This window comes from Glutamicibacter sp. St.4D3, assembly GCF_059728615.1.
In genome coordinates, this window is record NZ_AP039380.1 from 258012 (window position 1) to 272635 (window position 14624).

General features: G+C 65.9%; 15 protein-coding genes and 1 riboswitch. Of the genes, 6 read left to right on the forward strand and 9 right to left on the reverse strand.

Annotated features, from left to right (window positions below; genetic code table 11):
• The first annotated feature begins 107 nt into the window (after positions 1-107).
• The 3 genes from AC6I21_RS01265 to AC6I21_RS01275 all read left to right on the forward strand — a co-directional run bounded on the left by AC6I21_RS01265 (position 108) and on the right by AC6I21_RS01275 (position 1357).
• Positions 108-524 carry a CoA-binding protein gene (locus AC6I21_RS01265; RefSeq protein ID WP_054820967.1) on the forward strand — a complete coding sequence of 139 codons (417 nt, stop codon included), beginning with the start codon at positions 108-110 and terminating at the stop codon, positions 522-524.
• Positions 525-618: 94 nt separating this feature from the next.
• The gene (locus AC6I21_RS01270) at positions 619-1020 is read left to right on the forward strand and encodes an MmcQ/YjbR family DNA-binding protein (protein WP_138174486.1); all 402 of its coding nucleotides are present in this window, start codon (positions 619-621) and stop codon (positions 1018-1020) included.
• Positions 1021-1033: 13 nt separating this feature from the next.
• Positions 1034-1357: a putative quinol monooxygenase gene (locus AC6I21_RS01275; RefSeq protein ID WP_138174484.1), complete on the forward strand. Its 324-nt coding sequence runs from the start codon at positions 1034-1036 to the stop codon at positions 1355-1357.
• Between the two features lie 121 nt (positions 1358-1478).
• Here the strand turns inward: AC6I21_RS01275 and AC6I21_RS01280 are convergent, their stop codons facing one another.
• The 4 genes from AC6I21_RS01280 to AC6I21_RS01295 form a co-directional block, all read right to left on the reverse strand.
• Positions 1479-3713 (reverse strand): bifunctional metallophosphatase/5'-nucleotidase, encoded by a 2235-nt coding sequence (locus AC6I21_RS01280; RefSeq protein ID WP_138174482.1) that lies wholly within the window; start codon positions 3711-3713, stop codon positions 1479-1481.
• A 262-nt stretch (positions 3714-3975) separates the two neighbouring features.
• Positions 3976-4185 carry a hypothetical protein gene (locus AC6I21_RS01285; protein WP_138174479.1) on the reverse strand — a complete coding sequence of 70 codons (210 nt, stop codon included), beginning with the start codon at positions 4183-4185 and terminating at the stop codon, positions 3976-3978.
• Between the two features lie 201 nt (positions 4186-4386).
• Complete coding sequence (locus AC6I21_RS01290) at positions 4387-5115, reverse strand: HNH endonuclease family protein (RefSeq protein ID WP_138174477.1); 729 nt, start codon at positions 5113-5115, stop codon at positions 4387-4389.
• A 146-nt stretch (positions 5116-5261) separates the two neighbouring features.
• A complete protein-coding gene (locus AC6I21_RS01295; RefSeq protein ID WP_171021127.1) occupies positions 5262-5420 on the reverse strand; it encodes a hypothetical protein in 159 nt (52 codons plus the stop codon).
• A gap of 143 nt (positions 5421-5563) precedes the next feature.
• Positions 5564-5658: riboswitch (TPP riboswitch) on the forward strand.
• Positions 5659-5737: 79 nt separating this feature from the next.
• Here AC6I21_RS01295 and AC6I21_RS01300 point away from each other — a divergent pair.
• Together AC6I21_RS01300 and AC6I21_RS01305 are read left to right on the forward strand one after the other, a co-directional pair.
• Positions 5738-6541 (forward strand): 3-oxoacyl-ACP reductase, encoded by an 804-nt coding sequence (locus AC6I21_RS01300; RefSeq protein WP_138174475.1) that lies wholly within the window; start codon positions 5738-5740, stop codon positions 6539-6541.
• Positions 6538-7878 carry an LLM class flavin-dependent oxidoreductase gene (locus AC6I21_RS01305; protein WP_138174473.1) on the forward strand — a complete coding sequence of 447 codons (1341 nt, stop codon included), beginning with the start codon at positions 6538-6540 and terminating at the stop codon, positions 7876-7878. Before AC6I21_RS01300 ends, AC6I21_RS01305 begins: the two co-directional genes overlap by 4 nt.
• Positions 7879-7892: 14 nt before the next feature.
• Here AC6I21_RS01305 and AC6I21_RS01310 read toward each other — a convergent pair whose 3' ends face one another.
• From AC6I21_RS01310 to purS, 4 genes are all read right to left on the reverse strand, one after another.
• Positions 7893-9014, reverse strand: a complete 1122-nt coding sequence (locus AC6I21_RS01310; protein WP_138174471.1) for a siderophore-interacting protein — start codon at positions 9012-9014, stop codon at positions 7893-7895.
• A gap of 563 nt (positions 9015-9577) precedes the next feature.
• Positions 9578-11893 carry a phosphoribosylformylglycinamidine synthase subunit PurL gene (purL, locus tag AC6I21_RS01315; RefSeq protein WP_396277770.1) on the reverse strand — a complete coding sequence of 772 codons (2316 nt, stop codon included), beginning with the start codon at positions 11891-11893 and terminating at the stop codon, positions 9578-9580.
• Positions 11890-12642, reverse strand: a complete 753-nt coding sequence (gene purQ, locus AC6I21_RS01320; protein ID WP_138174467.1) for a phosphoribosylformylglycinamidine synthase subunit PurQ — start codon at positions 12640-12642, stop codon at positions 11890-11892. Before purQ ends, purL begins: the two co-directional genes overlap by 4 nt.
• Positions 12642-12893, reverse strand: a complete 252-nt coding sequence (purS, locus tag AC6I21_RS01325) for a phosphoribosylformylglycinamidine synthase subunit PurS (protein WP_054820624.1) — start codon at positions 12891-12893, stop codon at positions 12642-12644. The genes purQ and purS overlap by 1 nt, the downstream gene beginning before the upstream one ends.
• Positions 12894-13096: 203 nt before the next feature.
• Here purS and AC6I21_RS01330 point away from each other — a divergent pair, with 203 nt between their 5' ends.
• Positions 13097-13519, forward strand: coding sequence for a YchJ family protein (locus AC6I21_RS01330; RefSeq protein WP_246049680.1), 423 nt, complete (start codon positions 13097-13099; stop codon positions 13517-13519).
• 20 nt (positions 13520-13539) lie between these two features.
• On the opposite strand, the gene AC6I21_RS01335 is transcribed toward AC6I21_RS01330, so the two are convergent.
• Positions 13540-14493, reverse strand: coding sequence for an ankyrin repeat domain-containing protein (locus tag AC6I21_RS01335; protein ID WP_138174465.1), 954 nt, complete (start codon positions 14491-14493; stop codon positions 13540-13542).
• Positions 14494-14624 lie beyond the last annotated feature (131 nt).

The window sequence follows — 14624 nt, forward strand, 5'->3', positions numbered from 1 at the left end:
GCCCCTTGGATGGCTGGGGGAGGCCGGGCCGCTACCCGCACCTGAACCACCGCTGCAAGTTCGCAGCGGTGGTTTTCCCCTGCCCGCACCCGGGGTAGGGTGACGGCATGAACGCCAAACATGTCAATGATCCAGAGGTTATCCGCCGGCTGCTGACCACCCCCGCCCGCTGGGCCGTGGTGGGATTGACGAACAACCCGCGGCGGGTGGCCCCCTCCATTGCCCGCTACCTGAAGGAACAGCTGGGAATGCAGATCCTGCCGGTATCCCTGAGCGGGGAAACCGTCATGGGGGAAACCGGCTATGAGCGTCTGGATCAGATCCCCGGGCACATCGACGTCGTGGACTGCTTCGTGAACTCGGCGAAGGTCGGGGACATCGTGGACCAGGCCATCGAGGTCGGCGCCAGCGCCGTCTGGCTACAGCTGGGCGTTGTCGACGAAGCCGCCGCGCAGCGCGCCAAGGACGCCGGGCTCGAGGTGGTCATGGACACTTGCCCGAAGATCGAATATCCGCTTCTCTAGCGCCAGTGCTGCGAAGGAGCCCACCCCAGTCCCTGCCCCGGACGGCGACTGCTACCGTGGGAACCGGACGCGGCGGAGATCCGGGACGGTGGAAATGAGCGCGCTGGAGGAACACCACGAAGTGTGGCGGACCCTGTGCCTGTCCATGCCCGGAGCCTACGAAGACTTCCCCTTTGGGGAACACAGCACCGTGTTCAAGGTTGCCGGACGGGACCGCGCCAAGGGCAAGATGTTTGCCCTGCTGATGGTGCATCAGGGCGAACTGCTGCTGAACCTGAAGTGTGAACCGGCCATCGCCGAACGGCTGCGAGACGAGCACGAACAGATCACCGGCGCCTACCACATGAACAAAAGACACTGGAACTCAGTGCGCGTGGGACTGGACCCGCAGGTGATGCGCGAACTGGTCGAGGATTCCTATGACCTGGTGATCGAGGCAATGCCGGCACGTGACCGGAGCGCCATCCAAATCAAGAGACACACCGGCGGCGGCTAACTAGACTGGTGGCATGTACTTCATCGTTGTTAAGTTTCAGGTAAAGCCCGAATTCACCGACAGCTTCATGGACCGCGTCGCCGAGTTCACCCGCACCACCCGCGCCGAGGAGGGCAACTTGTTCTTCGACTGGTCCACCAGCGTCGAAGACCCGAACGAGTTTGTGCTGGTTGAGGGGTTCCGTGACGACGAAGCGGCCGCCACCCACGTCAATGGCCCGCACTTCGCCGCAGGTCTGGAAGCCATGCGTCCGGCCCTGGTGTCCACCCCGAAGATCATTTCCCGCAAGGTCGATGGTCAGGGCTGGGAAGAAATGGGCGAGCTGAAGATCGACTAGTTTCTGCCGCTGAGCGACCCCGCTTCCCCGGCCGGGGTCAGGGCGTCGACACGTCAAAAGCACCGCCGCTGGCGGTGCTTTTGACGTTAATCTTCACCTTGTCTCCCTGGGCTCTCGGCCTCTAGTGGGTGTTGCCCCGGCGACGCAGCAGCACCATGAGCAGCCCAACGACCAGGATGACCGCGGCAACGATGCCGATGCTCGAGTACGCGAAGCCCGTGTCGGCCAGATCCTGATGATCGGGTGCCGGTGACTGGGAAGCGTCCGGGCGTGGCGGCGCGGGGCTTTGGGTTGACTGGGTCGGCGACGGCGACGCCGACGGGGACGCCGTGGGCGAGGCGCTCGGCTGCGGGCTGGGTTCCGTGCTCGGCGTGGTGGGTGCCTCGACAGCTACCGTGAGCGGCACGGAAATGTCCTCCCGGCCCACCTGCGAGATCACCAACTGGTACTGGCCTTCCTTCAGCTTTTGAGGCGCGGTCAGCTGGAAGGAGGTGGAGCCGGCGCCATCGGCCGCGGCGATGTCCTGAACTTCAACCTCCCCGTCGAAGGCGCTGGCCGAGATCTTCGCCCCGGGCTCCAAATCGGAAACCGCCACCTCCAGGGTGGCGCCAGGAGCGAGGGTGGCCGAGGAGAGGCTCACGGTGGCCCATTCGGCGCCCGCCTGCACGGCGCGGCCCAGCGGCGCTGGATCCACGACGTCGTGGGACTTGAAGTAGTTCACCGTGGCGTCCAGGTCCACCTGGCCGCTGTCGGCATGGTCCTTGGCTTCGGCGAAGGCCGTGAAGTTATCCCCGCCGGAGGCCAGGAACGCGTTGGCCGCGACCCGAAACGTGTCAGAGTCGGCGACGGGCTTTCCGTTGAAACTCACCGACGTGATGTGCTCACCGCGGGCCGCGTCCTCCACGTAGGTGTAGCTCAGTCCTTCGGAGATCCCCAGGTGCAGCTTTTCACGGGAAGCTCCTTCCGGCTGCCATTGCTGTTCGAGCACTTCATACAGCTGGGCGCCGGTCATGTCCATGGTGATCAGGGTGTTGGCGAAGGGCTGTACGTCCGCGGCTGCCTTGTAGGTGACGATGCCGTTTTGGCCGTACAGCAGATCAGCGCGCAGACCACCGGGGTTCATGAAGGCGATTTGTGCCGGGGCCCCGCCGAAGTCCTCGTTGGAGGTCGCCCACAAGTGGACATCGGCGATGGTGTTACCCAGGGTGGATTCCACGCCGCGGTCATCACCTGCCGGTTCGCCGCCGCGCAGGATGTCGGCGCTGATGGCGCCGATTTCCTGCTGGCCTACTTCTTCGGATTCGGCAACGGCCTTGTCAACAATCTCTGTGACGGCAGCGTTTGGCTTGAAAGCCGAGCCGCCTTCGGCAGCCAAGGGGACAAGCTTGGAGTCCGACTGCGTGACCGTGCCGTCGCTGGCATCAATGCTCAGGGAGATTTCGCCCAGGGTGGTGCCGTACTGATGCGCCTGGATCACCGGCCGGGTTTGGTCAGTGCCCGCGATTGGCACTGAGCAGTGGTAGGGCTTATGGGTGTGTCCGGAAATGATGGCGTCGATGTGCTCATCGGCATTGCGGATCAGCTGCCCATAATCCGTTGATTCCTTGGCAATCGTGTCACAGGCCGTGCTTTCGGATCCGTCGTGGGTCAGCAGCACCAGCACGTCGGCTTCACCGTTCTTCTTGTCGCCGTCGCTCAGCTTCTCTGCCACCCGGTTGGCGGCCTCGAGCTGGTCGCCGAAGGTGAGGTCGCTGATCCCGCTGGGGCTAACCAGCGTGGCCGTGTCCGCGGTGACCGTGCCGATGAACCCGACCGATACACCGTCGACTTCGCGGATTGTGTACTCCCTGAGGACCGGCTTGCTGGTGCCCTTCTCGTATACGTTCGCGCCGAGGGCATAGTCCGCCCCCTCGGCTCCTTCGGCTTTGGACTTGGTGCCGTAGCGGGGGATTACACGCTCCTCCAGGTCCTGGAAACCACGATCGAATTCGTGGTTGCCCACCACCGACAGGTCCAACCCGGCGGCGCCGAGCGCGTCAATCGTGGGCGCATCCTGCTGTGAAGCGGAGGCGAACGTGGAGGCACCGATGTTGTCGCCGGCCGAGACAAAGAGGGTATTCGCATTCTCCTGCCGATATTTTGCGACCGCTCCGGCCAGTACTGCAGCTCCGGCAGATTCGCCCTCGGCCTGGATGCGTCCGTGGAAGTCATTGATGCTCAGCAGGTTGAGCTCTACTTCCTTGGCCCGACTTGGGTCGGTGGGCGCTGCCTGCGCGCCAACGGCGCCGGAGGCAATGAGCGAAAAGGACGCCAGGGCAGTGAAACCGACCCTGGGCAGACGTCTGGAGGTAGACATGGAAAATCCCCTAGAGGTAAACAAGTGATCGTCACATGTTTATCCCACGGGAGTGAACCTGTCGATACTTTTTGATGAAGTGTGGGGTTGATGTCGGGGGCCGTTCACGTGGCCTCGCTTCACACGGCGTTCCCGCAGCGGGTCGGCCTGGTCGGCTTTCATCGCGAAATCCGCGCCACAGTTTGACTATCAAGCAGATCTTTCACGTTCACCGTGTGATCGTGGCCGGCTTCGGTGCAGAGCCGCAACGGGGGCGTGCGGATCATTCGCCGCTGGGTGGCCCCACCCGCGAGGCTCCCACGATTCGTCCGACCAGCGCGCATACGGCCAGCACGAAGAGCAGGTATGCCCCGGTAAGCAGACCGTAGGCCAACTCACGATGCTGGACGTTGAGGGCAAAGATGAAGACCGCGGCACCGCACACCAAAAGCGCAACCCCCAGAAGCCGCATCTTCATCTCTGCATCACGCATCCCTTGTTCCGTAGACCACGCTGTCCCGTGAAAAACCAATGACTGTAATTACAATAATTGCACAAATAGTTGTCCGAAGGAATCCTCCGAAAGGACTAGATGTGCCTGCTCACCTACCGCAGTGGGATGAAGCGGCGCCTCGGGGAGCAGGGTAAACCTAGGAAAAACCGGTTCACCGCCGTGAGCCGGGGGTGTGCGCGGTTAGAGGCAGCTGCGCAGGATCTTCTCAATGGCCGCCTGTTCGGCCTTTGTCATCCACGCGTCATATTTCGCCTTCACCTGCGTCTGACGGGAAACGTAGCTGCACCGGAAGGAGCGGTTGGGCGGCAGCCACGTTGCCGCGTCCTTGTCGCCCTTGGATGCATTGGTCGGGCCATCCACAGCCATCAGGTTCAGCGGGTCGTTGGCAAAGTTCAGGCGGGTTTCGGCGTCCCACTGCTGGGCGCCCTTCTGCCAGGCATCCGAAAGCGCCACCACATGGTCGATCTGCACCGCGCTGCTGGTTCCCTGCCCGCGCACAAAGGAGATGCTCTTGCCGGTGTAGGGGTCATCAAGTACGCCGCTGAGCACCACGCATTCAATGCGTCCCTCCCGGTATTCCACGTCCTTCAGGTCCCGGGCGAGAATGTCATTGCGCGCGTCGCACCCGTTGCGGTCGGGGTCCTTCCAGCCCTTGCTGAATTCCTCGCGCGAGTACCCGGTCTTCGGGGCGCGGCCCTTGACGTCGATTTCCTCAAGCAACGCCAGCGATTCTGCGAACTCAAGGCTTTGCTCTTCGGTGATGGGGCCGCCGGTGGAGGGGGCTTGTGACTGCGTTTGCCCTGGAGCGGCGTCGGGGTTGAAATCGCTGAGCGTCCCGGCCGAGCATGAGGTCAGTGACAGTGAGCCAAGCAAGAGGGCCAGGGTGATGAAGCGACGCGGGCTGCGCATGCGGTAGAAGGTTCCCTTCGATGCAGTGGGCGCACCAAAAATAAGGTGCTGCCTGTGGTGTACAGCCAGCACCTTATCGCTTCGGGGCGACACTATCGCCCGAACCGCCGGGGCACCTTCATGTGGTGTCCGTGACGCAGACCGCGCTAGTTGGTCGCGGTTCCCGGATCCTCGTCCTGGCCCGGACGGGTGTGCGATGCCCCGCCCTCATCACGCCACTTCTTCAGCTGCTCGGGTGACACTTCGCCGGTGTCGATGTTTTCTGGTGCGTAGGGGTCCTTGCCCTTGTCATTTACCGTGTCCATATCCTCACCGTAGGCCGGTTCCGGCAAAGCGACAAGGAGTCCGGTCCCGTCCGTTTTCGTAACGGCAACGGCGCGGCCTCGGCATTGTCCGGGCCAAAAAGTCTCCAAGTCGGTGCCTGGTCGCTGGATGTGGTAGGAATGGGGTTAGTGACACGGGGTGCCGCCGCAGCGGCTGAGAAAACACCCGTCGAACCTGCACCAGTTAGTACTGGCGAAGGGAATGTCCTGGATTCCACGATGCCCCGCACCTTTGAGTGGCTGCGGCGTATCCACCGGGTTCCGTTCGCCTTGACCCACATTCAAGGAGTTCGAACACCATGAACACACAAACCACCACCGTCGAAACCAGCAACAGTGCTCTGCCCCTGGCAGAGCAGCAGGTGTTGGTCACTGGCGCCGCGCGCGGGCTGGGCGCGGCCATCAGCACCGCCTTCCTGGACGCCGGAGCGAACGTGGTCCTCAACTACCACTCCTCGGGGCAGGCCGCCAACGATCTGGCTGTCCGCTACCCCGAACAGGCCCTGGCCGTACAGGCTGATGTGCGTGAAGCCGGGCAGCTGAAGGACCTGGTCCGCCAGGCCGAAGAGCACTTCGGCAAGCCGCTGACCACGCTGGTCAACAACGCGCTGGTCGACTTCTCCTTCAACGGGGACGCCCGGCCCAAGGCTGGCGAACTCAGCGCGGCCGATTTGAGCAAGCAGTTCACCGGGTCGGTGCTGGCCCCGGTCGCCGCAATCCAGGCCGTGCTGCCGAACATGCGCAAAGCCGGTTTTGGACGGATCATCAATATCGGCACGAACCTCTTCCAGCATCCGGTGGTCCCGTACCACGACTACACGGCCACCAAGGCGGCACTGCTGTCGCTGACCCGCACCTTCGCCGATGACCTGGGACCCGAGGGGATCACCGTGAACATGGTCTCGGGCGGACTGCTGCGCACGACCGACGCCTCCGCGGCCACCCCGGAAGAGGTCTTTGACTTCATCGCCTCCGGCACACCGCTGCGCAAGGTCACCAGCCCGGCCGAACTGGCGGACGCCGTCCTGTTCTTCGCCTCCCCCTGGGCCCGCGGCGTGACCGGACAGAACCTGATCGTGGATGGGGGACTGGTCAAGGGATGAGCCCCAAGCAATTGAAACTCAACCTGTTCATCTACGGTGCAGGCCACCACCAGGCTGCCTGGCGGGACCCGGACTCCGCTGCCGAACGCCTGGGCGACACCGGGTACTACACGCAGCTGGCGCAGACCGCAGAGCGCGGGCTGCTGGACGCGGTGTTCCTGGCCGACGGCCAATCCATCTCCCCGCAGGCCGCAAAGGCCGGACCCACCTGGTTCTACGAGCCGCTGACCCTGCTCTCGGCGTTGAGCCAGCACACCGAACACATAGGCTTGGTGTGTACTGTCTCCTCCAGCTTCTACTCCCCATTCCATGCCGCCAGAATGCTGGCCAGCCTGGACCACCTCTCCGGCGGACGGGCCGGGGTCAACGTGGTCACCAGCATGTGGGATGCCGAGGCGCAGAACCATTCGATGCCCGGGCTGGGGGACCATGACACCCGATATGCGCGAGCCGATGAATTCATTCAGGTGGTGCGCCGACTGTGGGATTCCTTCCCGGCCCAGGCCATACAGGCCAGCCGGGACGGGGACTTCGCCAGCCCGGAACTTCTGCAGCCCATCGAACACGTGGGGGAGCACTTCACGGTGCGTGGCCCCCTGAACGTTCCCGGCGGCCCGCAGCGGGCCCCGGTGTTGTTCCAGGCCGGCTCCTCCCCGCAGGGTCGGGAGCTGGCCGCGAAGTATGCCGAGGCCGTGTACGCGGTGGCCGCCGATCGGCAGATGGCCCTGGACTACGGTACCGATCTGCGCTCCCGGATCGCCGCGGCCGGACGCGACCCGGAAGCGGTGGCGATCATGCCGGGTCTGGTGACCTATGTGGGGCGCACGCATGAGGAAGCCCGGGCCAAGCAGCGCCGACTGAACGAGCTGCTGCCCACCGGTGACGCGCTCAAGCAGCTGGGCGTCTTCGTGCAGCAGGACACCTCCGGATGGGACCTGGATGCCCCGGTGCCCGAACTGCCGCCACTGCACAGCTTCACCGGACCGAAGGGACGCTATGCCACGATCCAGCGGCTGATCGCCGTGCACCAGCCCACGGTGCGCGAACTGCTGGGGCTGCTGGCCGCCGGAGGCGGACACGCCACCATGATCGGTACCCCGCAGTCCATTGTCGATGAGATGGAGCAGTGGCTGGACTGCGGGGCGGCGGACGGCTTCAACCTGATGCCGCCCACTCTGCCCGGCGGCATCGAGGATTTCGTGGACCTGGTGATCCCCGAACTGCAGCGCCGGGGACTTTTCCGCACCGCGTACTCCTCCTCGACCCTGCGCGGGCATCTGGGACTGGGCCTGCCCGCATCGTCCCGGCCCCGCGAAGAAGCCAGCCAGCCCGGATAGCGGCCGGGGCCGGTTCAGCGCGATCGGGTGCGTAGCGTCCAGTAGGAGGAGACGTGCACCCGCTTCTTGTCCAGGCCCCAGCCAGCGACGATGCGGGAGATCGCCTTGGCGGCAGAGCGCTCGCCGTGGGCGATCACCGTGCTCTGTGGCGGGGGAGTGGGCAGCTCCAGGAAAGCTTCGGCCAGCAGGTCGGTGGTGCCCGGAGGCTGTCCATTGCGGTGCAGCCAGCGCAGCTCCACTCCCGCAGGGTGGGGGATCTGCAGTTCGCCCTGCGGCCCGGCCACCTCCAGCAGGGCCACGCCCAGCGCCGTCTCGGGCAGGGCGGCAAGGGCGCGGGACGCCGCCGGGATCGCCGTTTCATCGGCGCCGAGGACGAAGTACTGCGAGTCCGGGTCCGGGCTGAACTTGCCGCGGGCCGCCGAGATCACCAGCCGGTCCCCGGGGCGCGCGGCCTGCGCCCACTCCCCGGCGGAACCGGGTTGATCATGCAGCACGAAGTCGATGGCCAGTTCCTGCGCGGCGCGGTCCACCCACCGGATGGTGTAGGAGCGGGAGCGGGGCACCTGGTGGCGGGGCAGGTGCTGCCGCAGCGCCTTAATGTCATAGGGCGGTTCAAGGCCCAGCTGGGGGTCGGCGAAGTAGACCTTCACATATTGGTCGGCCTTCGTGTTGGGCTGGAAACCGTCCAGCTGTGGTGCTCCGGCGATGATCCGCAGCATTTGTGGGCTCAACTGCTCGCTCCGGCGGATCTCCAGCACGTGCTGGCCCTTGCCCTGCGCCGGCGCCACACGGGGCTGGTCGGATTCGGGGGCGGCGGAGACCGGTGCCTCGGCGGGTTCCCCTTCACGGTGCGGTGCGTGGAGCGCGGAACCGTGCAGCATGTCGCGGGCTTCGAGCAGGGCCGCGGCGGCCCCGGCACGTTCGGCGGCCGCCCGAAGCTGCTCCTGCTGCTCTGGGCTCAACTCGAAGCCAGGGGTGTGGGCGTACTTCAGCGCCTTCCTCACCGCTTTGATCCCGGCCTTCGCCCCGGCCTGCTCGGCGCGTTCAAGCACCTGCAGGACGAACAGATCAGCGCCACTCGGAGCCCCCTCGCCTCGTCCGGGGCGCGGGTACTTCTGCCTCTGGTGCTTCGACATCTGCCGGCCCCCTTCGAATCATGCGCGGGTATCGGGTGGCGGTGCCGCACTGGCCCGGCCCACCGCGCTTGGGCCGGCACCTCGAGTCTGCGCGCTGCCGAGCTGGGATACAAGATGGGGCGGCTCACCTCCGCTACCGACATGACTCCCCATAGCGCCGCCCTACCTTGCACTATTACACGGCTACCGTGAACCTCAAGGCGGAAGAATCGAAAATTTTATTTGCCATCGTTAGTTGCGAGACAGCTTTGACGTACTAAAGTTCAGGCTGCGCAGATACGTCCGCGCATCTACCAAAGCCCAGAATACAGATCTGCAGATTTAGGTTCTTCTCGCGGCAGAGGTGTCCGGGGATAACGTCTATGTGGACCATGGCATTTCCATTGCACCCGCCAAGCGACCAATACCGGGGAAAGCACTCGGCGCATTGCGCCCAAAGGGACTCTGGTCATCACCGCCATGTACAAGATGGGAAGGCTCACCCCTGCGGAGAGGGGGAAACGCAACGACCCGTCTCCCCGCGAGGGGGAAACGGGCCGTTGCGTTAAATCGGAGAGTGGCGATTAACCGAAGTACTTCTCCATGGTGCCCTCGTGGGCCTCACGCAGTTCCTCCACCGAGGCGGTGAAGTGCCCCTGGACCTCCAGCGCGTTGGACTCGGCGTCCACCACACCGATCCGGGCCACGGTGATCCCGCGGGCGCTGGTCATGTCGTTGAAGCGCACTTCCTCGCTGCGCGGCACCGCGACCAGGGCGCGGGCCTGTGTTTCGGAGAACAGCGCAGTGAACGCGTCGATGCCATCACGGGTCATGACCTCATCCAGCGCCACCCGGGCACCCACGCCGTAGCGCAGCACCATCTCGGACAGCGCCGCGGCCAGGCCGCCTTCGGACAGGTCGTGCGCGGCGTCGATCATGCCGTCGCGGCTGGCGTTGATCAGCACCTGGCCCAGCGCCTTCTCCGCGGCCAGGTCCACCTTCGGCGGCAGCCCGCCCAGGTGCCCGCGCAGGTTCGCGTACTCGGAGCCGTCCAGCTCATCCAGGGTCTTGCCGATCAGGTAGATCGCCTGCCCGTCGGCCTCGGCGCGCCACCCGGAGGGGGTGCGGCGGGCCACGTCATCCAGCTTGCCCAGGGTGGCGACCACCGGGGTCGGGTGGATGGCCTTCTCCCCGGTCTGGTTGTACAGCGACACGTTGCCGCCGGTGACCGGCACGCCCAGCTCCATGCAGGCGTCGGACAGTCCGCGGATGCCCTCGGCCAGCTGCCACATTACGTCCGGGTCCTCGGGGGAACCGTAGTTCAGGCAGTCGGAGACCGCCGCCGGGATGGCCCCGGAGGTGGCCACGTTGCGGTAGGACTCGGCCAGCGCCAGTTGCGCTCCTGCGTAAGGATCCAGGTAGGTGTAGCGGCCGTTGGCGTCGGTGGCGATCGCCACCCCCAGCCCGCTCGCTTCGTCCACGCGCACCACGCCGGCGTCATCCGGGGAGGCCAGCGCGGTGTTGCCACCCACGTAACGGTCGTACTGGCGGGTGATCCAGGACTTGTCGCACAGGTTCGGGCTGGCAATCAACTCCAGCACCGCCGCCTTGAGCTGCTCACCGGTGCCCGGCAGGTCCTGCCCGGCCGCGGAGGAGCGGAAGGTGTCGGCCTGCAGCGCATCCTGCCAGTCGGGGCGGGCGTATGGGCGGTCGTAGACCGGGCCGTCGTGGGCGACGGTCTTGGGATCCACGTCCACGATCACTTCGCCGTTCCAGGTGATGACCAGGCGGTTGGTGTCGGTGACCTCGCCCAGCCAGGAGTACTCCACGCCCCACTTGGCCATGACGGCCTCGAACGCCTCAACGTTTTCGGGGGAGACCACCGCCATCATGCGTTCCTGGGACTCGGACATCAGGATTTCGCCCGGGGTCAGGGTCGAGTCGCGCAGCAGCACGTTGGTCAGCTCCACGTGCATGCCGCCCTCGCCGTTGGAGGCCAGCTCGCTGGTGGCGCAGGAGATGCCCGCGGCACCCAGGTCCTGGATGCCCTCGACCAGGGAGGCCTTGAACAGTTCCAGGCAGCACTCGATGAGCACCTTCTCGGCGAACGGGTCACCGACCTGCACGGCCGGGCGCTTGGAGGGCTTGGAGTCGTCGAAGGACTCGGAGGCCAGCACGGAGGCGCCGCCGATCCCGTCCCCGCCGGTGCGTGCCCCGAAGAGCACCACCTTGTTGCCCACGCCAGAGGCGTTGGCCAGGCGCAGGTCCTCGTGGCGCAGTACGCCCACGGCCAGCGCGTTGACCAGCGGGTTGCCCTGGTAGATCGGGTCGAACACGGTTTCCCCGCCGATGTTCGGCAGGCCCAGCGAATTGCCGTAGCCGCCGATGCCGGAGACCACCCCGTGCACCACACGCTGGGAATCCGGATGGTCGATGGCGCCGAAACGCAGCGGATCCATGACCGCCACCGGGCGGGCGCCCATGGAGATGATGTCACGCACGATGCCGCCGATGCCGGTGGCCGCACCCTGGTAGGGCTCCACGTAGGAGGGGGAGTTGTGCGATTCGATCTTGAAGGTCACGGCCCAGCCGTCGCCCAGGTCGGTCACGCCGGCGTTTTCGCCGATGCCGACCATCAGGTCCTTCTTCATCTCCTCGGTGACCTTCGCGCCGAACTGGCGCAGGTGGTTCTTCGTGGACTTGTAGGAGCAGTGCTCGGACCACATCACCGAATACATCGCCAGCTCGGCGGCGGTGGGGCGCCGGCCCAGGATCTTGACGATCTCGTCGAACTCGTTTTCCTTCAGGCCCAGTTCGGCCCAGGGCAGCTGAACCTGAGGGGTGGCCGAGGCATTCTCCACGGTGTCGATATTGAATTCCTGAGCGACGTCCTTGCTCATTTCTTGCCTCCAACAAGGTGGGTCAGAACACTGGTGAAGAACCGCAGGCCGTCGGTGCCGCGGTGGTCCGGCCCGAAGCCGGGCTCGATGGCGTGCTCCGGGTGCGGCATCAGGCCCACGACGTTGCCGGCCTGGTTGCTCACCCCGGCAATCGCGCGGCGGGAGCCGTTCGGGTTCCAGCCCACGTAGGAGAACGCGATGCGGTTCTCCGCCTCCAGCGCGTCCAGGGTCTTCTCATCGGCCACGTACTGGCCGTCCTGGTTCTTCAGCACGATGGTGATTTCCTCACCCTGCTCGTACTCACCGGTCCAGGCGGTCTGGTTGTTCTCCACGCGCAGCACCTGGTCGCGGCAGATGAACTTCAGATGGTCGTTCTTGATCATCGAACCGGGCAGCAGGTGCGCCTCGGTCAGGATCTGGAAGCCGTTGCAGATTCCCAGCACGGGCAGCTTCGCCTCGGAGTTCGCCGCGTCCACGATCTTGTCCATCATCGGGGCGAAGCGGGAGATCGCCCCGGCACGCAGGTAGTCGCCGTAGGAGAAGCCACCGGGGATGATCACCGCGTCCACCTCTCCCAGCGAGGTGTCGGCGTGCCACAGCGCCACGGCCTGGGCGCCGGCGGCGCGAACCGCACGGGCGGCGTCGCGGTCATCCAGTGTTCCGGGGAAGGTCACCACGCCGATGCGGGCGCCGGACAGTTCAGCACTGGGCGTCGAATAGTCGCCAATCAGGGGCAGTTCGGTGCTCATTAGTCCGCGACGACCTCGACGTTGACGACGTCCTCGATCACCGGGTTGGACAGCAAGGTGGCGGCCGCCTCACGGGCCTGGGTGAGGATCTGCTCGGTCACCTCGCCCTCCACGGTCAGCTCGAAGCGCTTGCCCTGGCGGACAGCTTCGAAGGAGGAGAAGCCAAGGCGGGGCAGTGCTCCCGCAATCGCCTTGCCCTGGGGGTCAAGGATTTCTGGCTTGAGCATGACATCAACAACGATCCGGGGCATCCGGCATATCTCCTGTGCGCGAGGGGGTTAAATGCCACACGGAGTTGCCGTCTCACACCAGGGGGATTGGCGCTCCGCGAGCTTGCCCATCCAGTCTACCGGCAATGTGACCGGTGCTGGGCCGAGTGTGAGCCAGCTATCCCCGGGACCGGAACCCGCCCGCCGCACGGGTGCCGGGCGCAGCCAGGCAGTACGCTGGAGGCGTGGCTACTTCACTGAGCACTTCACTCGCGGCGACCTGCCCTTGCCGGGTCGCCGAGGAGCACGCGCGCAGCTATGGGCGCTGTTGCGCCCCTTGGCACGCGGGACGGGCCGATGCCAGCGCGCTGCCGCAGAGCGCCGAACAGCTGATGCGTTCACGCTACAGCGCGTTTGTGCTGCAGCTGGCCGACTACCTGCTGGCGACCTGGCATGAGAGCACCCGTCCGCGCAGCATCGACTTCGACCCGGGTGTGCACTGGCTGGGGCTGCGGATCCTTTCCACCCGGGCCGGCCAGGAATCAGCCTCGCGCGGGGTGGTGGAGTTCGAGGCCAGCTACCGTGCGGCCGACGGGGTGGGCACGCAGCACGAAAAAAGCACGTTCGTCAAGGAAGACGGGGCCTGGTTCTACCTGGACGCCCTGTAGCCGCCGGGCGCGGCCGCACCCTAGCGCGAGGCGCTGCGGATGGCCTGCACCATCTGCGACAGCCCGCGTTCGCTGGCCAGCTCCAGCGCGTCGCTGCCGGTGCGGTCCTTGATCGTCGCATCGGCCCCGCCCAGCAGCAGCAGCCGGGCGACGTTGACGAAGTTCGAGGAGCCCTGGCCCAGCACGACGGCCTCATGCAGCGCCGTCCAGCCCAGGTCGTTGACGTGGTCGACCTCCACGTCGTGCTGCAGCAGCAGCCGCACGGATTCGACCTCACCGTTTTCGCTGGCCATCATCAGCGCGGTGCTGCCCATGTGGTTGGTGGCCTCCAGGTCCGCACCGTGCTCGATCGCGGCGGAGAGCACCGGCACCATTCCCTCGGCGCTGGAGCGCAGGTAGGCGGATTCGTGGAAGTCATCGGTGGCGTTCGGGTCAGAGCCCAGCTTCAAGAGCTTCAGGGCCATCGCCTCGTCCTTGTTCACCACCGCCTTCAGCAGCGCGGTGCGCCCGTAGCTGTCGCGGGCCTCCAGGTCCGCGCCGTCGGCAACGGCCTTCTCCGCCTGGGCGACCTTCTTGTTCTTTACCGCATCCAGGAGCTGGGTGGTCGCCTTGTCGTAGCTGGCACTGGTGCTAGGCAGCAGGGACACCGCCGGGGCCTTCGCGCCGGTGCCGGCGCTGGAAAGGGGGGCCACCTCATCGGCGGTCTTGCTCGCAGCGGTGGAGGGGGCCGGTTCGGTGGTGGCCGGCGCCTTGCCGGTGCTGCTGGCCTTGGGGTCACTGCTGGGCTGTGGGGCGGCCGCGACCTGGCCGGAACCCTGTGCGGCGGCCTCGGGGGCCGAAGACGAGGTGGGAGCGACGGGCTGGGCCGGTTGGGACGGGGCCGAGCAGCCGCTGACACCCAGCGCAGCGGCCAAGGGCAGGGCCGTGAAGGCCAGGGGACGACGAAGCGAGCGGCGTCGAATCTGCTGAACCATTGTCCCTTTCCGGGGTTGCGAGTGCGGTCATCATGCTACGCCCCAGCGAAGCAACTGGGTTTGAGCCTATCGCCGGAACCTGAAAAATCCCGGGCAATCAGCGTCGAGCTCACTTAGTTGGCAGCGGGGCG